This is a genomic window from Olsenella sp. HMSC062G07, from assembly GCF_001811895.1.
In the GTDB taxonomy this organism is placed as follows: domain Bacteria; phylum Actinomycetota; class Coriobacteriia; order Coriobacteriales; family Atopobiaceae; genus Olsenella_F; species Olsenella_F massiliensis.
In genome coordinates, this window is sequence record NZ_KV806947.1 from 66,700 (window position 1) to 89,137 (window position 22,438).

General features: G+C 65.7%; 16 protein-coding genes. All 16 read left to right on the top strand.

The window, feature by feature from the left end; translation table 11 throughout:
- A partial coding sequence (locus HMPREF2826_RS09240) for an alanine racemase C-terminal domain-containing protein (RefSeq protein WP_305778298.1) occupies positions 1-239 on the top strand: 239 nt, incomplete at its 5' end.
- Between the two features lie 43 nt (positions 240-282).
- Positions 283-915, top strand: coding sequence for a uracil-DNA glycosylase (locus tag HMPREF2826_RS03165; protein WP_070639128.1), 633 nt, complete (start codon positions 283-285; stop codon positions 913-915).
- Positions 905-1,411 (top strand): tRNA (adenosine(37)-N6)-threonylcarbamoyltransferase complex ATPase subunit type 1 TsaE, encoded by a 507-nt coding sequence (gene tsaE / locus HMPREF2826_RS03170; RefSeq protein WP_070639131.1) that lies wholly within the window; start codon positions 905-907, stop codon positions 1,409-1,411. Before HMPREF2826_RS03165 ends, tsaE begins: the two co-directional genes overlap by 11 nt.
- Before the next feature lie 158 nt (positions 1,412-1,569).
- The gene (tsaD, locus tag HMPREF2826_RS03175; protein WP_070639166.1) at positions 1,570-4,014 is read left to right on the top strand and encodes a tRNA (adenosine(37)-N6)-threonylcarbamoyltransferase complex transferase subunit TsaD; all 2,445 of its coding nucleotides are present in this window, start codon (positions 1,570-1,572) and stop codon (positions 4,012-4,014) included.
- 234 nt (positions 4,015-4,248) lie between these two features.
- Entirely contained in the window at positions 4,249-4,389 is a 141-nt protein-coding gene (locus HMPREF2826_RS09395; RefSeq protein WP_168163970.1) for a hypothetical protein, read from the top strand.
- A gap of 226 nt (positions 4,390-4,615) precedes the next feature.
- Positions 4,616-5,512 (top strand): transporter substrate-binding domain-containing protein, encoded by an 897-nt coding sequence (locus HMPREF2826_RS03180; RefSeq protein WP_083307219.1) that lies wholly within the window; start codon positions 4,616-4,618, stop codon positions 5,510-5,512.
- 35 nt (positions 5,513-5,547) lie between these two features.
- Complete coding sequence (locus HMPREF2826_RS03185; RefSeq protein ID WP_083307220.1) at positions 5,548-6,765, top strand: amino acid ABC transporter permease; 1,218 nt, start codon at positions 5,548-5,550, stop codon at positions 6,763-6,765.
- Complete coding sequence (locus HMPREF2826_RS03190) at positions 6,762-7,529, top strand: amino acid ABC transporter ATP-binding protein (protein ID WP_305778299.1); 768 nt, start codon at positions 6,762-6,764, stop codon at positions 7,527-7,529. Before HMPREF2826_RS03185 ends, HMPREF2826_RS03190 begins: the two co-directional genes overlap by 4 nt.
- 179 nt (positions 7,530-7,708) lie before the next feature.
- Positions 7,709-9,388, top strand: a complete 1,680-nt coding sequence (locus tag HMPREF2826_RS03195) for an amidohydrolase (RefSeq protein WP_070639133.1) — start codon at positions 7,709-7,711, stop codon at positions 9,386-9,388.
- Positions 9,389-9,596: 208 nt separating this feature from the next.
- Complete coding sequence (locus HMPREF2826_RS03200; protein ID WP_070639135.1) at positions 9,597-11,549, top strand: NAD(+) synthase; 1,953 nt, start codon at positions 9,597-9,599, stop codon at positions 11,547-11,549.
- A gap of 325 nt (positions 11,550-11,874) precedes the next feature.
- Positions 11,875-12,165: a co-chaperone GroES gene (gene groES, locus HMPREF2826_RS03205; RefSeq protein WP_058270896.1), complete on the top strand. Its 291-nt coding sequence runs from the start codon at positions 11,875-11,877 to the stop codon at positions 12,163-12,165.
- Positions 12,166-12,224: 59 nt separating this feature from the next.
- Positions 12,225-13,865 (top strand): chaperonin GroEL, encoded by a 1,641-nt coding sequence (gene groL, locus HMPREF2826_RS03210; RefSeq protein WP_058270897.1) that lies wholly within the window; start codon positions 12,225-12,227, stop codon positions 13,863-13,865.
- A gap of 382 nt (positions 13,866-14,247) precedes the next feature.
- On the top strand, positions 14,248-14,889 hold the full coding sequence (gene deoC / locus HMPREF2826_RS03215; protein ID WP_070639137.1) for a deoxyribose-phosphate aldolase: 642 nt from the start codon (positions 14,248-14,250) through the stop codon (positions 14,887-14,889).
- 90 nt (positions 14,890-14,979) lie between these two features.
- Positions 14,980-16,284, top strand: coding sequence for a 4Fe-4S binding protein (locus HMPREF2826_RS03220; protein ID WP_070639139.1), 1,305 nt, complete (start codon positions 14,980-14,982; stop codon positions 16,282-16,284).
- A gap of 183 nt (positions 16,285-16,467) precedes the next feature.
- Positions 16,468-17,532, top strand: a complete 1,065-nt coding sequence (gene ychF / locus HMPREF2826_RS03225; RefSeq protein WP_070639141.1) for a redox-regulated ATPase YchF — start codon at positions 16,468-16,470, stop codon at positions 17,530-17,532.
- Positions 17,533-18,221: 689 nt separating this feature from the next.
- Positions 18,222-22,438, top strand: a 4,217-nt coding sequence (locus tag HMPREF2826_RS03230) for a DUF11 domain-containing protein (protein ID WP_148138316.1), incomplete at its 3' end; no start/stop codon positions are given.

Sequence of the window (22,438 nt, forward strand, 5' to 3'; positions counted from 1 at the left end):
GCCAGCGCCAGGTGGGACGCATCTGCATGGACCAGCTTATGTTTTCCGTGGACGTCAGCAAGAGGCGCCCTCACAGCGTCGAGACGACCGCGCCCGTCGCCCCGGGCGACGTCGTCACCATCATGGGTCGCGACGGCGACGAGTACATCGGCGCGGACGAGATGGCGACGCTCCGAGACACGATCAACTACGAGGTCACCTGCAACTTTGGGCAGAGGCTGCCCAAGGTCTACGTGTGAGCGCGTGAGGGACGGTGGCCGTGGGCGAAGGGAGCCCTCCGACATGAGCGCACTCAAGATACCCGGACATGACGCCCCGGCGCCCGGCGAGGTCGCCTTGGACGAGATTCGGGCGGTCATGGGCGACTGCCTGCGCTGCGAGCTGGGACAGACGCGCACCAACATCGTGTTTGGCGTCGGCAACCCGCACGCGCGCGTCATGTTCATCGGCGAGGGTCCCGGACGAAACGAGGACCTTCAGGGGGAGCCCTTCGTGGGCGCGGCGGGCCACAAGCTCGACGAGCTGCTCTCGGTGGCCGGGCTCACGCGCGACGAGGTCTACATCGCAAATGTGGTCAAGTGTCGTCCGCCGGGCAATCGCAACCCCAAGCCCGGCGAGATCGAGGCCTGCTCGCCCTTCCTGAGGGAGCAGGTGCGCAGCGTCTGGCCCGACATGATCGTGACGCTGGGCAACTTCGCCTCGCAGTGGCTGCTCAAGACCGAGCGGGGCGTCACCAAGCTTCGAGGCGCGCTCTATCAGGTGGGCCACTTTGTGGTGTGCCCCACCTTCCATCCCGCCGCCTGCATCTACCATGCCGACTGGCTGCCCCTGCTCAGGGAGGACCTCGCCATGGCGGGGGCGTGGCTCAGGGTCAACCCCGAGGCGTCTGACGAGGGGGTAAAGGATGGAAGCTGAGTTCGTGACGACGTCCCAGGACGAGACGATCGCGCTTGGTCGCAGCCTGGGCGGCCTTCTGCGCCCGGGAGACGTGCTCGTGCTCACAGGCGACCTGGGCGCCGGCAAGACGCAGCTCACCAAGGGCATCGCGGCGGGCATGGGGGTGGCTGGCGACGTGACGAGCCCCACCTTCACCATCGAGATGGTCTACCAGGGCTCAGAGCTGCCTCTGTACCACTTTGACCTCTACCGCCTCTCCGACCCCGACGAGCTCGTCGACGTGGGCCTCTACGACGTGCTCGGCGGCGACGGGCCCTGCGTCATCGAATGGGGCGAGCAGTTTGTCGAGCAGATCGGCGACGAGCGCGTGGACGTCTTCGTGTCTCGGCTTGACGGACAGGTCGCGCCCGGCGTGGAGCCTCCGCGGTCGCTGCGCCTCGTGTCTCACGACGCGCGCGGCGACAAGCTGGTTGGTACGCTGCGCGACATGGTGGGAGGTGGCGCCCGGGCGTAGTCGTCCCTGGCGCCCCCGGTCACCCACAGCCTCAGCCTCCCGGCCCTGGACCGCAGGCGTAACCCGCCCGCCCGTTGCAAGAGGGCTACACTAGCCCCCGTACCCACCGACCGATGCCGACCGCGGCGTGCGCGGCCGACGGATTGGCTGATGCCATCATGTCCATCGTCCTTGCCCTTGACAGCTCCACCGACATGCTCGCCTGCGCCGTCGTGCGCGTCGACGAGGGGCGTCTTGACGTGCTGGCGTCGTCCGACCACCTCTGCCGCCGCCGGGCGAACGTCGAGCTGACGACCACGGCCCTCTCGACGCTTGCCGCCGCCGGCCTCACCATGGCCGACGTGACCAAGGTGCTCGTGGGTCGGGGTCCCGGCTCCTTCACGGGCGTGCGCATTGGCATCGCGACGGCAAAGGGCCTTGCCTGCGGCCGCGGCGTGCCCCTGCACGGCGCCTCCACCCTTGACGCCGTCGCCTGGACCGCCTGGCAGTCGGGCGTGCGCGGCAGGCTCGCCGTCGTGGGCGACGCCATGCGAGGCGAGCTGTATCCCGGCGTCTACCTGCTTGACGAGCGAGGCGCCCATCGCGGCTTTGACGTGGAGCGCGTTCTCAAGGCTGCCGCAGCGGCGCAGGAGCTTGCCGCGCGCCCCGACGCAGACGAGCTCGTCCTCACGGGAGACGGCCTCGGGCGCCATGCGGAGCTGCTCGCCCAGGCGGGACTCACGAGACGGCTTGACGAGAGCCTGTGGCATCCCACGGGGGAGGGGCTCGCGCGTGCCGCCTCCGCCCCCGACGCGCGGCCGGCCGTCGGCGACGGGGACCCCGCGCTGGTGCTTCCCATCTACACGCGCCTCTCGGACGCCGAGGAAAACGAACGGGCCCGCCTGGGGCTCAAGCGTCTTGCGTCCGCGGGGCTCACGGGCGTGGGCGATGCCCTTGCCGGGCGTCATCTGCAGCTGAGGCCCCTCATCGCCGCCGATCTCGACGCGGTGGCGGCGCTTGAGGGGCGCGTCTTTGCCGCGGCGGCTCACACCCCCTGGACGCGACAGATGTTCGCCGACGAGCTCGCCCAGCCACGGCGCAGCTGGTGGGTGGCGCATGACCAAGGCAGGATAGTCGGCTTTGCGGGCGGCCGGCTTGCGGGCTCGGACCTCGAGATCACGGACGTGGTCGTCGCCCCGGAGCGTCGGCGGCAGCAGGTGGCGAGCCGGCTCGTGGCGCGCGTCGCCTACGACGGCCAGACCTTTGGCGCCACGAGCGCCTCCCTTGAGGTGGAGCGGGGCAACGAGGCGGGTAGGTCGCTCTATGGCTCGCTCGGCTTTTCGCAGGTGGGCGAACGACCCGGCTACTACGGCGTTGACGCCACGGGAACGCCGGTCGACGCGCTCGTCCTGCGCTCGCCGCTGCCCCTGCGGGCGGACGAGAGGCTCCAGGCGCGGATGCCCGAGCCTTCCGCCTCGATTCGCCCCTGGCCCATCAAGCCCAAACCGCGTGACGAGGCGACGCGTCGGGCGCTCAGCGAGGCGGGCGACCTCGTGCTCGCCATCGAGTCCTCCTGCGACGAGACGGCCATGGCCGTCATAGACTCGCATGGCGTCATCTGCTCAAACGTGGTCGCCACCTCCGTTGACTTTCACGCCCGCTTTGGCGGTGTCGTCCCCGAGATCGCCTCGCGCAAGCACGTCGAGGCCATCGTGGGCGTGTACGAGGAGACGCTCGCGCAGGCGGGGGCCCACTTTGGCTGTGACACGCTGGCGCCGGAGGACCTCGCCTGCGTGGGCGTCACGACGGGACCGGGACTCGTGGGTGCGCTGGTGGTGGGCCTGGCGTTTGCCAAGGGACTCTGCGCCGCCGCCGACCTCGCCCTCACCTCCGTCAACCATCTGGAGGGGCATCTTCTGGCCAACCTCTTCGAGACGCCCGACCTCACGCCCCCCTTCGTGGCGAGCCTGGTGTCGGGGGGCAACACGATGCTCGTGCACGTCAAGGGCTGGGGTCGCTACGAGATCCTGGGCACGACCATAGACGATGCGGTGGGCGAGGCGTTTGACAAGGTCGCCAAGGCGCTTGGCCTGGGCTATCCGGGCGGCCCCGTCATCAGCAGGCTAGCGGCGCGGGGCAACAAGAAGGCCATTCACTTTCCCCGCGCCATGCTGCACAGTCACGACTACCGCTTCTCGCTGTCGGGGCTCAAGACGGCCGTCATCACCTACATCGAGGGCGAGAGCAAGGCGGGGCGCGCCATCAACCTGCCCGACCTCGCCGCCTCCTTTGAAGCCGCCGTCATCGACGTGCAGGTTGCCAAGGCCGTCGCGGCGGTGGAGGAGACGGGCGTCAACGACTTTTGCGTGGGCGGCGGCGTCGCTGCCAACCCGCAGCTCAGGGCCGCATACCGCCGCACCTTCGAGCGACGGGGCATTCGCGTGACTGTGCCGCCTCTGGCGGTCTGCGGCGACAACGGCGCCATGATCGCGCTGGCGGCGCTGCGCAACTGGCAGTCGGGCGTGCTCGTCGCGCTCACCCAGGACGCGGACCCCAACGCCAGGCTCGGCTGTTGGTCATCTGAGGCGCAACCCGTCGTCGCGCCCGGGTGGCCGGGGCGTTAGGCCCTTGCGAACAAGCGAGCCTCGGGAGACTTTGAGCCGCGTCCTCCGTCCCCCTGACGCTCCATGACGCTTGGACGCCGCACACCACGAAAGGCGTCGGCGGCACTCACCAGCGTGCTGAATTGTGTAATTGTCGGTCAATTTGACAAATTGCTTGAAGCCCCTGCCGTCAGGGCATACGGTATGAAGTCTGCACGAGCAACGACAAGGTGACGTTCAGGCGGGGTGGTGTGATTGACCAGGCACGGGCTCAAGCTTGTCGTCACGGTCGTGGGGCTTGTCCTTGCCGCCTTCATCCTTGCGCTCTCTGTCACGGTCATGACGACGCCCTTTGGGCTGATCCAGGAGCCTGACGCCGTGCTCGTGCCCTTCTGACGCGCATAAGGCCGCCGATGCGCATGAGGCCGTGTCCAACGTGTCGTCTTGACGTGCGCCCTCGCCGGTCAGAGTGCATATTTTTGTCATGACTTCTGCGTTTCTGACAATTCACGCAGATGTTCATGCGGTTTCAAGGCCATTACGTTCTGCTCGCCTCCTCCGATCGCTCGAAAGACGGTCGTACACTGGTCCGACAGTTCACCAGCCAGGAAGGGGTTCCGTCATGAACGCAGCCAACGCCAGCACCCGCCGTGACTTCCTCAAGGCCTCGGGCCTGGGCGCTGCGGCCCTTGCCAGCTCGACGCTCCTGAGCGCGTGCGGTCCCTCCACGCAGACGGCCAACACGGGCTCGTCCTCCCCATCCGCGGCGTCGGGCTTTGGCGACAACGGCACGATGCGCGTGGGCATGGAGGTTGCCTATCCGCCGTACAACTGGCAGACCTCCGAGTCCACCGACGACACCATTCCCGTGCAGGGGCAGGACGGCGCCTATGCCGACGGCTACGACATCGTCTTCGCCAAGAGGATCGGCACGGCCCTGGGCCTTGAGCCCGTCGCGGTGAAGATGGAGTTCTCAGGTCTGGTTGAGGGTCTGACCAACGGTGTCATCGACGTCATCTGCGGCGGTATGACCGCCACGGACGAGCGCCGCCAGTCCATCGACTTCTCCGACCCCTACTGGGTGGGCCACTATGGCCTGCTCGTCAAGAAGGGCTCTTCCTACGAGGACGCAACGAGCCTGAGCGCCTTCTCGGGCGCGGCGGTGCTCGGTCAGCGCGACACGCTGCTCGACACGGTCATCGACGAGATCGACGGCGTCAATCACATGACGCCCGTCGATTCGGTCCCCGCGCAGCTCTCGGCCCTCAACCAGGGTACCTGCGACGCCATCACCTTTGACGTCGAGAACGAGAAGGGCCTTCTGGTCGCCAACCCCGACCTTGTGGCCGTTCAGATCGACGGCAGCAAGATCCTCTTCCAGGAGGACGTCCCCATCAACGTCGGCATCGCCAAGGGGCACGATGACGTGCTCGCCAAGATCAACGACGCCATCAAGTCCGTCTCGCAGGACGAGCGCCAGGCCGCCTGGGACGCCGTGCAGGAACGCCTGCCCCAGTAGCGCCTTTGCCTGTCCCGTCGCAAGGAGCCTCGCACATGAGCCACGAATCTGCCGCGCATCCCACCCGATGCGCGTTGATGACGCGCTTTGTCACGCGCGACCACCGCTACGTCTTCTTGGGGACGAGCGCCCTCGCGCTGTGCGGCCTCTGGCTTGCCAACACGCCGCATCCCGGCATGAGCTTTCTCGCCGCGTCCTATGTCGTGGAGTCGATCCTGTATTACCTGCTTCTGGCCTGGGTCGCGGTGTCGCTCGTCGCGCTCGTCAACAAGCTGCTGCGCTGGAGGGGCGACGCATATAGGGCAAGCTCTCCCTTCTGCCGTCCCCGGGCGCTTCGGGCGGAGCGGTACGCCTCGTACGTCATATGGGTCATCGTCCTGCTCTTTGCGGTCGATCGCGTGGTCATGGGCGGCATCAGCCTCGTGAGCTGGGCGGCGGCCCAGACGACCAACCCCACGGACTTCTTTGGGTCCATGGCGTACATGCTGTGCAACATGTGGCCCACCTTCGTCCAGGGCGTCGCAAACACCGTCATCATCGCCCTGGTGGGCACCGTGGTCGCCTTCTTCCTGGCGCTGGCGCTCGTCTTTCTGCGCCTGCAGCTGCCCGACCGCTCCGACAACGACTTCGTGCGCCTTCTCAAGATCGTGGGCGCCGGCTTTGCCAAGGTGTACTCGCAGGTCGTGCGCGGCACGCCCATGATGATCCAGGGCCTCATCATCTACTACGCGGGGACGGGCGTCCTGGCGGGGAGGGGCCTCTCGGCCTCGCAGATTCTCGTGGTGTGGTCGCCGTTCGTAGCCGCGCTGGTGACCGTCTCGCTCAACTCCACGGCCTATATGATGGAGGTCCTGCGTGCCGGCATCGGCGCCGTGGACGCCGGGCAGACCGAGGCGGCGCGTTCGCTGGGCCTCTCGCAGTGGCAGGCCATGCGCAGGGTCGTGTTCCCGCAGGGTATCAAGAACGCCATTCCCGCCCTGTCAAACGAGCTGGTCATCAACATCAAGGACTCGTCGGTGCTCATGGCCATCGGCGTCCTGGAGCTCACCTTTGCCACGCGCACCATAGCCGGCGTGTACTACAAGCAGATGGAGGTCTACGTGGCGGCGGCCGTGGTCTACCTCATCCTGACCCTGGCGGCCTCGTGGCTGCTGGGCAAGTTTGGCAAGCGCTTTGACGTGCAGGGCACCCAGGTGGTGCTGGGGACGTCCGACACGCCCGCCGCAATGCCGGCCAAGGGGGAGGCACGATGATGCGCAACACCACTGAACGGCAGGACGCGTCCCCGGTCGTGAGGGTCGCGGGCCTGCGCAAGTCGTTTGGCAGCCATGAGGTGCTCAGGGACATTGACTTTGAGGTCATGCCCGGCGAGGTCGTGACGGTCATAGGCGCCTCGGGTTCGGGCAAGTCCACCCTGCTGCGCTGCATCAACCTGCTCGAGACGCCCGACGCGGGGCACATCTGGTTCCATGGGCAGGACCTTGCTGCCGAGCATGTTGACGTCAACAGGCTGCGCGAGAACATAGGGATGTGCTTTCAGGCCTTCAACCTCTTTAACAACATGGACGTCCTGGGCAACTGCACGCTCGCGCCCGTCACGCTCAGGAAGGCGAACAGGGCCGAGGCGGAGCGGATGGCGCTCGAGCACCTGGGCGAGGTGGGTCTCGCGGATTTCGTCCATGCCATGCCCTCCACGCTGTCGGGCGGTCAGAAGCAGCGCGTCGCCATCGCGCGGGCGCTCTGCATGAGTCCCGACCTCATGCTCTTTGACGAGCCCACCTCCGCCCTCGACCCCGAGATCGTGGGGGAGGTACTCGAGGTCATGAGGCGCCTGGCCGCAGACGGCATGACCATGGTGGTCGTGACGCACGAGATGTCCTTTGCCAAGAACGTCTCCGACAGGGTGGTCTTCATGGACCAGGGCGTCATCGTGGAGGAGGGGGCGCCACAGAAGATGTTCTCCAGCCCCACGCAGCCGCGTACTCGCGAGTTTCTTGCGCGCTATCTGAAGGACTAGGTGCGCCGCTCGGGCGGCTGTTGTGCCGTCGCTTAGCCAAAACACGACGTTTGAAACAAGAATATGCCCCCTGGCGGCGTTTTCTGACACGTTTGCCGTGTTTTGGCTAAGGTGGGGAATGCGTTTCTCAACGTGCCGCCCGCAGGTGGCGCATGTGCCGCCGCAAGGAAAGAAGTCCCATGGCCGGACCAGGCTCCTCGCTTGCCGTCATCACCTCTCGCCACGTCTATCTTGACAAGCGCCGTCCCGACGTCCCTGCGGCCCTCGTAATCGAAGGCGATCGCATCCGCGACGTCCTACACCCTCGCAGTCCCGCGCTCGCGGCCCTGACAACCGACGGCGCTCGCGTGCGCGACCTGGGCGACGCCTTCGTCTGTCCCGGCTTTCACGACGCCCACCAGCACGTGTTTCACACGGCGCTCTTTCGCTCGCCGCTCGCCTGCCACTGCGACGGCGCAAGCGAGGAGGACTGCGTCAGCATCATGCGCGCGTTTGCCGCCACCAAGTCGCCCGCGGGCAAGGACGGATGGCTCATCGGCCAGGGTTGGCGTTCGGCCCTGTGGGATGACCGTACGCCCCCTACCAGGGCGTCTTTGGACAGGGTCTTTCCCGACAGGCCCGTTGCGCTCTATGCCGGAAACCTTCACACGCTCTGGCTCAACTCACGCGGGCTGGAGTGTCTGGGCATCACGTCCCAGAGCGCCCCGCCGCCCGGCGGCAGCTTTGAGAGGGACTCAGTCGGCCAGCTCACGGGCGTGTTGCGCGAGGCTGCTGCCATGGTGTATGCGGCCAAGGTCTTTGACACCCTGCCCCGCGCGGAGGTGCTTGCGGCCTATCGCTCCTACATGCGCATGAGCGTGTCGCAGGGCATCACCTCCGTCTGCGACATGGCGCTTTGCGCCGTGCCGGGCGTGGACTATGTCTATGAGGGCATCTACGAGGACCTGCTGGACGAGGGGGAGATCGGGCTGGGTGATGAGCGGGGCAGCCTGCCCGTGCGCGTGAGCCTCTTTCCGCAGAACGTGGGCAGCTACCAGCGCGTCGAGACTCTGCGGGCGCGCCTGGCGGGCAGCTATCTGCGAGTGCCCGGCACCAAGCAGTTCTTTGACGGCATCTCGAGCGCTCACACGGCGTGGCTGCACGAGCCGTACGCAAACCCGTACGTCCCGGGCGACTGCGGCCGGCCCACCGTGGATCCCGAGCTGATGCGCTCCTACGTCCTCGCGGCAGCAGAGAGGGGCCTAGCCACGCGCATCCACGCCATCGGAGACAAGGCCGTATCGACCGCCATCGACATCTTCGCCGAGGCTCGTGCGCGCTACGGCAGCCCCCGCCAGGGACGTCATGCCATCGAGCACGTCGAGAACCTCCTGCCTGGTGACGTCGCGCGCATGGCCGCAGCAGGCGTCGTCGCCTCCGTTCAACCTCAGCATCTAATCATCGACACGGCTCAGCCCGTTCGCGACCTGGGGCCAAAAAGGGCAAACTTCATGTGGCCCTTTGCGAGCTTTGAGGCGTCGGGCGTCATGATGGCCTTTGGCACCGACGCGCCCTGCGTCGCGGACTCGGCCTTGGACGTGCTTGCGTGCGCGGTCACGCGCGCGGACCCTCACGCCGACGGCCCGGCGGGCGGCTGGCTGCCTGAGCAGCGCATATCAATGGCGACGGCGATTGACGCCTACACGCGCGGCTCGGCGTACGTATGCGGTCGCGAGGGGGAGCTGGGCACGCTCGCGCCGGGCAGGCTGGCCGACCTCGTCGTGCTCGACGCCAACCTCATGACGGCGGACCCGGGGCGCATCACCGAGGCGCGCACGCTTGCCACGTACGTGGGCGGGAGGCTCGTCTGGGAGGCGTAGTCGCCTTGCCGCGTCTTGCGCCGCCCGATCCCGCGCCGCCGCGCCGGCGCCCCGTGACGCGTCGTGTCGCCCGCGCACCGCGTCTGGTGCCCCGCGGCGTGCCGGACGTGCGACAATGGCCCCACGAGGCCGGCGTCCCCACCAGGGCGGCGCCACCTTGAGGCTCGCGCAGGCGCGAGGCCAACGTCACCATACGCAGGGAGGAACCATGCAGGACGGGTTTGTGAAGGTCGCCGCAGCGTCGCCGCAGGTCAAGGTCGCCGATGTCCAGGCCAACGTCGAATCGTGCATTGACGTGGTCACCCAGGCCGTCGAGGATGACGGCGCCAAGGTCGTCGTGCTGCCCGAGCTCTGCGTCACGGGCTACACCTGCGCAGACCTCTTCTGGCAGGACGCCCTGCTCGACGCGGCGGAGCGCGGCCTCAGGCGCCTGGCCCAGGACCTCGCCTCCCTCGACGCCCTGGTCGTCGTCGGTCTGCCCGTTCGTGCGGGCGGCAAGCTCCACAACTGCGCCGCGGTGCTCGCCCATGGCAGGCTCCTGGGACTTGTGCCCAAGCTCAACGTCCCCAACTACAACGAGTTCTACGAGCTGCGTCACTTTGTCCCCGGCCCCAGGGTGCCGCGCCGCGTTGACCTTGCCGGATGGCATGACGTCCCCTTTGGCGCCAATCAGCTCTTCTGCTGCGAGGAGCTTTCTGAGCTGGTGGTGGCCGTCGAGATCTGCGAGGATCTGTGGGTGAGCGAGCCTCCCTCCATCAGTCACGCCCGGGCGGGTGCCACCCTCATCGTCAACCTCTCCGCCTCGGACGCCGTCGTGGGCAAGGCGGACTACCGACGCTCGCTCGTCGTGGGCCAGAGCGCCCGCCTCGTCTGCGCCTACGCCTACGCCAGCGCGGGCTGGGGCGAGTCCACGCAGGACCTGGTGTTCTCGGCTCACGACCTCGTTGCCGAGAACGGCGCCCTTTTGGCGGAGGCCAGGCCCTTTGGTTCGGCCTCCGCGCTGACCGAGGTGGACGTCCGCGCCCTTGCGGCGGAGCGCCGCCGCCTGACGACCTTCAAGACCCTTGCGGACCCCGCGGCCGCAGGCTATCTGTGCGCGCCCTTCTCGCTCAGGCGGGAGGAGACCCGCCTGACCCGCCGCGTCGACCCGCATCCCTTTGTTCCGGCGAGCTCCGCCAGGCGCAACGAGCGCTGCGAGGACGTCCTTGCCATCCAGGCGCATGGTCTGGCCAAGCGCCTGTCGCACACCCGCTCGGAATGCGCGGTGGTGGGAGTCTCGGGCGGCCTTGACTCCACGTTGGCGCTGCTCGTGACGGCGCGGGCCTTTGACATCCTGGGGCTGGCGCCGGCCGGCATCATCGCCGTCACGATGCCGGGATTTGGCACCACGGACCGCACGCACGGAAACGCCCTTGAGCTCACGAAGGCCCTGGGCGCCACCCTGCGCGAGATTCCCATCGCGGCGGCGGTGCGCCAGCACTTTCGGGACATCGGGCACGATGAGAGCGATCGCTCCGTGACCTACGAGAACGCCCAGGCGCGCGAGCGCACCCAGATTCTCATGGACGTCGCCAACCAGGAGGGCGGACTTGTGGTGGGCACGGGCGACCTTTCCGAGCTTGCCTTGGGCTGGGCCACCTACAACGCCGACCACATGTCCATGTACGGCGTCAACGCGGGGGTCCCCAAGACGCTCGTCCGCCACCTCGTGCGCTACGTGGCCGACACCTGTGCCGCTGACGCGCTCTCGCGGGTGCTCCTTGACGTCTTGGACACGCCCGTCTCGCCCGAGCTTCTGCCCTTTGCAAAGGACGGCAGCATCGCGCAGCGCACGGAGGACCTCGTGGGTCCCTACGAGCTGCATGACTTCTTCCTCTATCAGGTGCTGCGCCGCGGCTTTGCGCCCAGGAAGGTGTATCGCCTGACACGCTACGCCTTGGGCCGGGGGACTGCGGCAAACTATGACGACGCGACGATCCTCAAGTGGCTGCGCACGTTTTACCGTCGCTTCTTTGCCCAGCAGTTCAAGCGCAGCTGTCTGCCCGACGGCCCCAAGGTGGGGTCGGTGGCCGTGAGTCCCCGCGGCGACCTACGCATGCCGAGCGACGCCTGCCCGGCGGTGTGGCTGCGCGAGCTGGCGGAGCTGGAAGAGGGGCGCTGACGCCAGGTCGCCGGGCCCTCGCCGACCCCCGCCGCTCGATTCCGCGCGGCCCAATGTCTCTCGACCCCGCGCGCGTCTCACGGTCGTGTGGGCCCCCGCAGGCCCTGTAGGCCGCGCGCAAAACCATGAAGAAATTGTCCTGCTTCTTGGGACAACAGAAAATCTAAGTCATTGTCTGAAGATTTCTTATCTCGTGGGTGTATAGGGCTCTCGTGAGGGGTACTATTCTCAACGGTAGAGAGGCGAAGATTCCCAGCCTTGCGCCTGGGGTCAACGTCATCGCAGGAAACGCGCCTGGCGGCGCACAAGAAGGAGGTTCTTGAACATGACTCTTAAGCCTTTGGGCGACCGCGTTCTCGTTAAGCCTGCCCCCAAGGAGGAGAAGACGGCAACCGGCCTGTACATCTCGTCCGGTGCGCAGGAGAAGCCTCAGCGCGGCGAGGTCGTGGCCGTCGGCGCCGGCAAGCTCAACGACAAGGGCGAGCGCGTCGCCCCGGACGTCAAGGTTGGCGACCAGGTCTACTACGGCAAGTTCGGCGGCAACGAGATCAAGATTGACGGCGAGGACTTCCTGCTGCTCCGCGCCGATGACATCTACGCCATCATTTCCGAGTAGCGCTCGCGCCATCGTCGCGCACATCGCATCACGGCAAGCAAAAAAGGAGAGAACACATCATGGCAAAGGACATCGTCTTCGGCACTGACGCTCGTGCCAAGCTCGCCAAGGGCGTGAACACCCTGGCCGACGCCGTCACCACCACCCTGGGCCCCAAGGGCCGCTACGTGGCGCTCCAGCGCTCCTACGGCGCCCCCACGATCACCAACGACGGCGTCTCCGTGGCCAAGGAGATCGAGCTCAAGGACCCCATCGAGAACATGGGCGCCCAGCTCGTCAAGGAGGTCGCCACCAAGACCAACGACACCGTGGGTGACGGCACCACCACCGCCACGCTCCTGGCCCAGGTCATCGTCAACGAGGGCCTGCGCAACGTGGCCGCCGGCGCCAACCCCATCGCCATCCGTCGCGGCATCGACAAGGCCGTCGCCATCGCCGTGGAAGAGATGAAGGGCGCCTCCCGCGACGTCTCCACCTCTGAGCAGATCGCGTCGGTGGGCACCATCTCCGCGGTCGATCCCGAGATCGGCAAGAAGATCTCCGAGGCCATGGACGTCGTGGGCAAGGACGGCGTCATCACCGTCGAGGACTCCAACACCTTCGGCATCGACATCGACACCGTCGAGGGCATGCAGTTTGACAAGGGCTACATCTCGCCCTACTTCGCCACCGAGAACGAGACCATGACGGCGGAGCTCCAGAACCCCTACATCCTCATGACCGACCAGAAGATCTCCAACATCCAGGACGTGCTCCCGGTCCTCGAGGGCATCCAGAAGAGCGGCTCGCCGCTGCTCATCATCGCCGAGGACGTTGACGGCGAGGCCCTGGCCACCCTGATCCTCAACAAGCTCCGCGGCACGCTGAACGTCTGCGCCGTCAAGGCCCCCGGCTACGGCGACCGCCGCAAGCGCATGCTCGAGGACATCGCCATCGTCACCGGCGGCCAGCCCGCGATGAAGGAGCTCGGCGTCGAGCTCACCGACGTCACCGCCGAGATGCTCGGTCGCGCCAAGTCGGTCAAGGTCACCAAGGACAGCACCACCATCGTCAACGGTGGCGGCGCCAAGGAGGCTATTGCCGACCGCATCGCCCAGATTAAGGGCGAGATCGAGCACACCGACTCCGACTTCGACAAGGAGAAGCTCCAGGAGCGCATGGCCAAGCTCGCCGGCGGCGTCGCCGTCATCAAGGTGGGCGCGGCCACTGAGGTCGAGCTCAAGGAGATCAAGCACCGCATCGAGGACGCGCTGCAGGCAACGCGCGCCGCGGTCGAGGAGGGCATCGTAGCCGGCGGCGGCGTCGCCTTCCTGCAGGCCGAGGCCTCGCTTGAGGCCGTCGAGTGCGCTGACAACGACGAGCGCATCGGCGTCGAGATCATCCGCAAGGCCCTCGCCGCTCCCGTGAAGACCATCGCCCAGAACGCCGGCTTTGAGGGCTCCGTCGTTGTCGAGAAGATCAAGAGCCTGCCTGCGGGTCAGGGCCTCAACTCCGCCAACGGCGAGTGGGGCGACATGATCGAGATGGGCGTCCTTGACCCCGTCAAGGTCACCCGCACCACGCTCCAGAACGCCGCCTCCGTGGCCTCGCTGATTCTCATCACCGAGGCGACCGTCTCCGATGAGCCCAAGGACACCTCCATCGAGGACGCCATCTCTCGCGCCGCCGCTGCCGGCGGACAGGGCGGCGGCATGTACTAGGCCTCTGCGGCCTGGCCGCACGCCGTGACGTTCCGCGCGTCGGGACGTTTCGCAGGACGCGACGCCCCTGCGTCGCACCGCCTGATCTCAAGGGACCCCGCCGCAGTCGCGGCGGGGTCCCTTCTTGTCGCGCGAGGCTGCATGCCATGCCGCATGTTGGGACGAGGGCAGGTGGATGCTCGGCACCCCCGTTCAAAGCGTGCGCCACTAAGGCAAACACGTACGTCTTCCCAGGATTCGATCATCAAGGCCCGCCCAAACGTGCGCTTTGAACGGGACCCCCCAAGCACCCGGCACCGTCGTGGCCATCTTGACGGACGCGTGCGGTACGGGATAGCATCGGCCCGTCTTCGCCAGCAAGGCCAACCGGAAAGGCGACCCCATGGATCTTAACGCGCGCATCGACCACACCATCCTCAAGGCAAACGCGACCGAAGCCGACCTTGCTCGCCTGTGCGACGAGGCCAAGCGATACGGCTTTGCGACGGTCTCCATCAACGGCTGCTGGACGGCCTTTGCCGCCAGGCGCCTTGCCGGCTCCGGCGTGGGGGTGACCACTTGCATAGGATTTCCCCTGGGGGCCGCCACCACGGCGGGCAAGGTTGCCGAGGCGCGCCAGGCGGTGCTGGATGGCACTGCGGAGATCGACATGGTCATCAACGTGGGCAAGCTCATCGACGGAGACGACGAGTACGTGAAAAACGACATCGCCGAGGTCGTGAAGGCCGCGGACGGCCACCCCGTCAAGGTCATCCTCGAGTGCTGTCTGCTGGATGACGAGCAGATCGTTCGCGCCTGCAAGGACTGCATGGCCGCTGGTGCCGCGTTTGTCAAGACGAGCACGGGCTTCAGCACGGGGGGCGCCACGATTCATGCCGTCGAGCTTATGAAAGCGACGGTGGGAGACGCCTGCCAGATCAAGGCGGCGGGCGGCATCCATAACCGACAGGAGGCCGATGCCATGGTGGCCGCCGGCGCCGATCGTCTGGGCACGAGCGCGAGCATCGCCATCGTCGAGGGATAGGCGCCACGTGGGGCAGGTCGCGCCGTGCTAGAATGGCTGCTCAGGGCAGACGCCCGGCGAGCACCTCTCGCCCCGGCGGAAAGGGACCTCATGGCTGACGCACGTGACGAGCACGATGTTCTCGATGACCTCATAGACATCCGGGACGGCTTCAGCGGCCTGCAAAACCCTCTTGGCAGCCTGACGGATGCGGTGATCGACCCCTCAAAGGTCAGGCAGTACGACCCCTCCGACTACAAGGAGCGCCCCCGCTCCAACTCGGTCTTCTGCACGCGCTGCAAGGCCAGCTCGCTCGTGAGCCAAGAGGTGGCCGACGCCTGCTGCAGCCTGTGCCTGGACATCTGTCCGGTGGACGCCATCGAGATCCACAAGGCGAGCATTCGCGTCCTGGACACGTGCCGCATGTGCGGCCTGTGCACCATGGTCTGCCCGAGTGAGGTCTTCGTGGCGCAGCGACTCATGACGCGGCAGCTCTATGACAAGATCGTGCGCGCCGCCAGCGCCCATGAGCAGTGCTACGTCACCTGCACGCGCGCCCTCGGCAGGCTTCCCAAGGACAACGAGGTGCTGCTGCCCTGCGTGGGCCTCATCCCGCGCGAGCTGTGGTTCTCGCTGATCGCCGACTATGACAACGTCAGCGTGTACCTGCCTCTAGGCATCTGCGACCGCTGCCGCACCACCACGGGCGAGGAGGCCTACGCCACGGAGATCTCTGTGGCCGAGGAGTGGTCCCAGGCGTCGGTGGGCCTCGAGGTGGACGAGGGGGAGCTCAATCACGAGCAGACGCGCGCCTATCGACGCGGCCAGTTCCTCAACGAGATGCGCCGCGCGGGGCAGGCCGCCCTGACCTCGATGAACCCGGCGCTGGCGGGCGCCCAGGCAGTCGCCAAGAAGGTCAAGGACCACGCCGACCAGCTCTATCGCATGCAGCAGTCTCTGGAGAACGCCGTGGGCGGCAAGACCTCCGCCAGTCGTCAGCGCATCCTCACCCAAAAGCGTCGCACCGTGCTGGGCATGCTCCAGGGCCACCCCGCCCTAGCAGGGCGCATGCGCCTGCAGGTTCCCTCCTGCGACACCACGCGCTGCACCATGTGCGACGTCTGCACGCGCATGTGTCCCGTCAACGCCTGCGAGCTCGACGCGCAGGGGCATTTTTCGGTGGAGACGGCCTACTGCATCAATTGCGCGGCGTGCGTGCGGGTGTGCCCGGAGGATGCCCTGACCATGGAAACCTGCGACCCCAGCGAGCTTGTCGTGCGCGACAAGGAGGCAGAGCGTCGCAAGCGCGAGGCACAGCAGCAGATGGAGAGGGCGCACAAGGCTGCCAAGGAGGGAAGGCGCCAGCTCAACCGTGCGCTCGACGCCCTTGAGCGCCTGGATGACGATACGAAGTAGCGTCGGCGGGCGCGGTCGGTGCGCCACCCGCCGCACGCCTGCGACGCGGCGGCATGGGAGCGACGCCACGGCATAGGTCGCGCGTCATGGTCCCCACTGCGCTAAGCTAGGGTCCGTCACACCGTAAGGGTTCGTTACACCATAAGAGTCTGTCACATCGGAAGAGCTGCTAAGGAGCATACCGTGTCGCTGTCTATCGGAATCGTGGGGCTGCCCAACGTCGGCAAGTCCACCCTGTTCACGGCCCTCACCAAGAAGGGCGGCCTGGCGGCAAACTACCCCTTTGCCACCATCGACCCCAACGTGGGCGTCGTTGACGTGCCCGACGAGCGGCTCGGGCAGCTTGCCAAGATAGTCAGCCCCGCTCGCGTCGTGCCGGCCACGGTCGAGTTCGTGGACATCGCAGGACTGGTGCGCGGCGCTAACGAGGGGGAGGGCCTGGGCAACCAGTTTCTCGCCAACATCCGCAACTGCGACGCCATCTGCGAGGTCGTGAGGTACTTTTCTGATGCCGACGTGGTGCACGTGGACGGGCGCGTGGACCCCGCCGCCGACGTGGACACGATTCAGACTGAGCTCGTCCTGGCCGACCTGGGGTCGCTGGAGCGCTCGATTCCCAAGCTCGAGAAGGAGGCCAAGCGCGACAAGGAGTGCGCGCCGCGCCTCGCTGTGGCCAAGCGCCTGCAGGCATGGCTCGACGATGGCAACCGCGCCGCCGACCTCCCGATGAGCGATGACGAGCGAGCCTGCGCGCACGACCTCTTCCTGCTCACGATGAAGCCGATTCTTTACGTGGCGAACGTTGACGAGGACGCGGTGACCCAGGTTCCGGCGCCCATGGGAGCCCGGCAACCCATCGCGATCTGCGCCAAGGTGGAGGCGGAGCTTGCCGAGCTCGACGCCGACGAGGCGGCGGAGTACCTGGCGTCCCTGGGGCTAGAGCACAGCGGCCTGCAGACCTTGGCGCAGGCGGCCTATCGGCTGCTGGGCCTGCAGAGCTACTTCACCGCGGGGCCCAAGGAGGTGCGCGCGTGGACCGTGCGCATCGGCGCCAAGGCACCCGAGGCCGCCGGCGTCATCCATTCCGACTTTGAGCGTGGCTTCATCAAGGCAAAGACCATCAGCTTTGACGATTACGTTGCCCTGGGCGGCGAGACGGGCGCGCGCGAGGCGGGAAGGCTCCGCATGGAGGGCAAGGACTACGTGGTCCAAGACGGTGACGTCATGGAGTTCCTGTTCAACGTGTAGGCATGCTTGCTCGCGTGAGCGGGTGGGCGACCCTTGGCGCCTCCCGCCGGGCGCCTTCTGGCGGCCTTTTACGATCTTCTCTGGTTGGGCTGTGGGGCTTGACCGGTCCGCGGCGGTTGGCTGGGCCGCGATGCCTGCCTGGCGCGCGGGGCTTGACCGGTCCGTGACGTCTGGCCGGGCCGCGATGCCTGGCTGGGCCGCAGGGCTTAGCCAAAGCACGACATTTGTGTCAGAATCCCGGCCCAAAGCCCGCGATTTTGACACAAGCGTCGTGTTCTGGCTACGGGCCGGCCCGGCGCGCGGCCGGATGCTCGGCCTCCCCCGCCTAAAGTGCGCGTCGCGGAGGCTAACTTTTACGTTTGCCCAGGATTCGATTATTCAGACCCGTCCAGACGTACGCTTTGAACGGGACCCCCCGAGCATCGCGCAAAAAAAGAACCCGCCGAGGCGGGTCCTGAACGTGCAAATGGGCTGAAGGAGCGATTTTGAGGGCACGAGCGACATAACCTGGGCCAAAACGGTTTACAGACGGATGGCTATTTAGGCACTCTTGCTTGTTTGCAAGCTGAATACATGGTAAAAGGACTTAATATGCACGTATCAGCCAGCGCACGGCCGTACGCCGGCTGATACGTGCAATTTTGCTGTATTCGCGCGGCTTGTCACCCGTGCGGGGAAGGGAGAGCGCCATGCGAGACACTAGGACCAACACGCCACGGGGAGGTTTGCGGTCTGCGTTGTGCGAGCTCCGCCGCAACGCAGGCCTGGCGTTTGCCGTCGTCCTCCTTGTCGCTGCGGGCGTGGCGCTTCCCGCCATGGCCGCTCCCGCCGCCGAGAACAGTTCTGCGCCCGCTGAGGCGTCTGCAGCTCCCGCCTCCACTGGAGATGCTGCCGCCTCCGCCGAGGAGACCTCCGCGTCAACGGTGGCCCCCGCTGACGCCGCTGCCTCCGCTTCTGCGGCCACGGCGCCCTCCGCTCCCGCAAAGGCCCCCGCCCCTGCGGAGCCCGACTACAAGTTTGTGGCCAAGTGGGGCAATCCCTTCAATGCGACCACCACGGGCTATGAATATGAGAACCCCGCTACCCTATCGTTTGGCACTGCCTCCCATCCGCTGTACAACAGGCCGTATGTTGCATCCGTGGACATTTCCTTCAATCTTACGGACACGGGAAACGTCACGAGCCTGCCGGCGGGCTCGGTTACGGTGAGCGCCCCCTCCTCGCTGTTTGTCACTTGGGATGGCGACACGAATACCTACGTTGACATCAATAAGAACCCCCTCAGCCCCCTGAGCCAGTTCCAGACGCAGGTGCCCTCCGCCCCCGCCATCGCCGACACGACCAGCTTCAACTATGCAACAAGCGACGACGGCTCAAGGGTCATCGCCACGAACGCCAAGGCCATCTCGGGATCCAAGGCGGACAGCTTCCTGTTTAACTATCACTTCATCCCAACTGTCCTGAGCGTGGACGCGCAGGGAAACTACGAGAAGACCTTTGACGTCACCCTGAGCGTGGACAAGGACCTGGACGGCAACGCTGACTTCACGCAGACCGTCACGCTCACGGTCAAGGTCCACACCGAGGCAAAGCCGCCTGCGCTCACCATCAAGCGCCTGAGTCAGGCCACCCCCAGGCCCACCGAGGACACCTATCTGACCTGGCAGCCAAGCTGGGGTCCCAAGCCGGCCGACGCGGACGATTACTTCTACGTTGCCTATGCCGCCCAGATCAGGCGCTTTGGGACGACGACCGAATCCAGCAGCCAGCCCTTCACCTACACCTTCGAGAACGTGGGGTCTGCCGCGGGCGAAGGTGGGCAGCTGGTCGGCGCCTGGACCGCCGACCAAAAGGTCGCGTTCAGCGATCTTGCCCGCATGTACCAGGGGCTCAACCTGACCACGCTCGGCGACCTAGCCAAGGACTGGGAGGGGCGTCTGTGGTCTGACGGGGCTGCAAAGACGAGCCCCATCGTATACGAGGGCATCCAATCCTCCCTTGTCAACTCCCGGTGGAACAGCCAAGCGTATCTCGATCTTGGCGGCACGTACAACAACGCAATTTCCAGCGGCAACGCCGGCGGATGGAAGGCCTTCGTCCTCCTGATGCGCTATCCCAACACGCTCATTACGGATGCTAAGGCCCGTGGCGTGGACATGGAAAAGCAGGGCATCGACGTGCACAACACGGTCAAGGTCACCCAGAGCTCCAAGGACGACCCTAGCAACCCGGCAGAACCGCACCGCTTTGAGGTCAGCGCAACGACTGCGGCCAACATCTTGCTCCTCGAGAAGGGCAACTATGGATACAGGAAGTATACCCACCTGAGGTCTGACGGCAAAAACCTGAACGATACGGACGCGCGGGTCAACTATGGTGGCCAAAGCGCTCTTGACGCCGGTAAGAAGGCGGAAGTGCAAGGGGGCTTCTGGGGTACCGACTCCTTCACTCACGTTGCCGACAGCGGACCTGTGAGGCCCACCTGGGACAAGGACGCCCATACGTACTCCTGTGAGCCAAGGACCATGGTCATCTCGGAGCGGGGAAAGATTCTCTCTACCGGTGACGGCAATGGCCGCATACCCGGGACCACAGACAAGCTGATCGACCCCGTCAACCTTTCCGACGACGACTATCGCTACACTCAGGTAACGATAGGCTTGCAGGAATATGATGCGGTGTATTCCCAGGCGGGCGTGTGGGAGCGCATGTCGTCTCCTTCCAAGGACTACGCCAACCAAAAGCCCGTGAGCCTCTATATCAGGCATGCAGGGCAAAATAACTTTGAGTTTTTCCAGGACGTCAACGTTAGGGGCACGGCACGTGTCACGCTGCCGGATGACGTCGTGGACGTGCGCGTCAGCCATGAGAGCTCCTACTACGAAAGCAGCCTGTCCCTGGTGACCACGGAGGTCCTGCTTCCCTCGAAGAGGGTCAGGGACTATGTGCACCAAAACATCAAGGATGGCAAGGAGACCTACTACACGGCTCCGGCCGACTACAAGCTCATGGAGGGAAAGACCGCCGAGCAGGCTGGCGACCTCACCACGCGGAGGCTTTCCGGGGTGACGGCCAGCACGGATGACGAACACAACGTATACATAGCCTATCGCCTCAATCAGATTTCCAGGAACAGCGGCGTCCTCAAGAGCGCGAGCCCCGTCACGGACATCCCCGACAAGGCAAAGCAGCGTGTCACCTACACCGTTATGGCCTTCAATAACTTGGGTACCTTGGGCGACGGCATGAACCTCAGGGCATGCTATAGCGAGAACGAGGAGCTGATGGGCAAATACGTGATCTCATCTGGCGTCTTTTGGGATCTTTTGCCCGCAGGCACCACGCTGGACAAGTCGAGCATCGAGGTTGGGCGCTGGCATTATCCCAACACGCGTCATCTGTACGTTCCCTTTGACGCCTCGTACTATGACGTCGAGACGATTCCCAACTACCAGGGCAGCGGCCTTACGATGCTCAAGGTAACGCTCAAAGGTCTTCCGCCCGAGGAGAGCGCCTATAGCGTGCGCAACGACGACGGCACGATGAAGTACACCGGCTATGACGCGCCAACGTTTAGGCTTTACCTCAAGTTTGACCTGGTCAACTCCTATGCGAACATCCGTGACAGGGGAGCCGACATCCTCAACACGGTCGCCTTCGTGAACACCTCGAAGGGCGAGTGGGATCCCGCGCAGATTGACTTCTCCAAGACGGACAATCCCGAGACGTACCGTTACTTCACCTCGCTGGCAGACGCGGTTCGCGACGCGGAGACAGGCGATACCGTCGGCTTTGGCCTGACGCACAGGCCCGTGAGCTTCAAGCCGGTCAACGTGACCGAGGCGGGCACCGAACAGCAGGTTCGCAACGTCGAGCTGGGTCAGACCTTCGAGGACGTCCACGCAGACACGAGCGACGTCTACACGGACTCCAGCTATCAGTATCGCCTGGCCTACTACCAGGAGAAGGCCAGCAAAGGCACGGAGATCGTCTTTTATGACACCCTCGAGAACGGTGCGGACGCACACGGCGGCTCGCCGGCGCAGAGCTCTGCATGGCGGGGCCACTTTAGAAGCGTTGACCTCTCGGCTATCGCTGGACGCACCTCTTTTGGAAAGACCGGGGCAAACGACCATGCTCAGCCCGTGCTCTACTACGCTACCGCCGTCCCCAGCGAGGCAGACACAGACCTCTCCAACACGCAGGTGTGGACAAAATACGAGGGGACAGACGACCTAGCGCAGATGGGCGCTTCGCTACCCGAGACAACCAAGAACGCCATACGTGCGATAGCGATTGACGTCTCCAAGACCAAGGGTGGGGATGACTTTGTCCTGGCCCCCGGATCGGCGCTCGTGGCCTATATCAATATGGACTCTTCCACAAAGGACGAAGCCGCAAACGACAAGCTGGACGGCACGCTTGCCGTCAACCAGCACCGCGTGAGGTGCGTTAACGCAACGGGTGGGGCAAGCCCCCTGACAAACGACCTCTATGCGGCAAGCTCGGTCAAGCTCCATATGGTGAACCTTGGGCTTACCAAGTCGTCAGACCCCGCCTCGGGTACCCAAGACGCGCCCGCAAAAATTAAGAACGAGCAGGGCGAGCCCATCGCGTACACCATTACGGTGACCAACGAGGATGACGCGCTTCCCCTTGCCAACGTGAAGGTCAGCGATCCCGTACCTGAGGGACTGGACATTGATGAGGACAACATTACGGTGAGTGGCACCGACAAGGATGGCAACGCACTTACCCAGGGAATGGACGAGATTGCGGCAAGCCTCACGCGCGACGGTCGCACTCTCGCATGGACCATCCCGTCGCTGGAGCCAGGTCAATCAATCAGCTTCACAGTGCCCACAAGCCTCTCCCAAAAGGCCGACAAACCCCAGCGCTTTGACAA

What these genes read in the sequence shown, in the direction of transcription:
- HMPREF2826_RS03165 (WP_070639128.1), top strand. Translation starts at nt 283, where the DNA reads ATGAGCGCACTCAAGATACCCGGACATGACGCCCCGGCGCCCGGCGAG.
- tsaE (WP_070639131.1), top strand. Translation starts at nt 905, where the DNA reads ATGGAAGCTGAGTTCGTGACGACGTCCCAGGACGAGACGATCGCGCTT.
- tsaD (WP_070639166.1), top strand. Translation starts at nt 1,570, where the DNA reads ATGTCCATCGTCCTTGCCCTTGACAGCTCCACCGACATGCTCGCCTGC.
- HMPREF2826_RS03180 (WP_083307219.1), top strand. Translation starts at nt 4,616, where the DNA reads ATGAACGCAGCCAACGCCAGCACCCGCCGTGACTTCCTCAAGGCCTCG.
- HMPREF2826_RS03185 (WP_083307220.1), top strand. Translation starts at nt 5,548, where the DNA reads ATGAGCCACGAATCTGCCGCGCATCCCACCCGATGCGCGTTGATGACG.
- HMPREF2826_RS03190 (WP_305778299.1), top strand. Translation starts at nt 6,762, where the DNA reads ATGATGCGCAACACCACTGAACGGCAGGACGCGTCCCCGGTCGTGAGG.
- HMPREF2826_RS03195 (WP_070639133.1), top strand. Translation starts at nt 7,709, where the DNA reads ATGGCCGGACCAGGCTCCTCGCTTGCCGTCATCACCTCTCGCCACGTC.
- HMPREF2826_RS03200 (WP_070639135.1), top strand. Translation starts at nt 9,597, where the DNA reads ATGCAGGACGGGTTTGTGAAGGTCGCCGCAGCGTCGCCGCAGGTCAAG.
- groES (WP_058270896.1), top strand. Translation starts at nt 11,875, where the DNA reads ATGACTCTTAAGCCTTTGGGCGACCGCGTTCTCGTTAAGCCTGCCCCC.
- groL (WP_058270897.1), top strand. Translation starts at nt 12,225, where the DNA reads ATGGCAAAGGACATCGTCTTCGGCACTGACGCTCGTGCCAAGCTCGCC.
- deoC (WP_070639137.1), top strand. Translation starts at nt 14,248, where the DNA reads ATGGATCTTAACGCGCGCATCGACCACACCATCCTCAAGGCAAACGCG.
- HMPREF2826_RS03220 (WP_070639139.1), top strand. Translation starts at nt 14,980, where the DNA reads ATGGCTGACGCACGTGACGAGCACGATGTTCTCGATGACCTCATAGAC.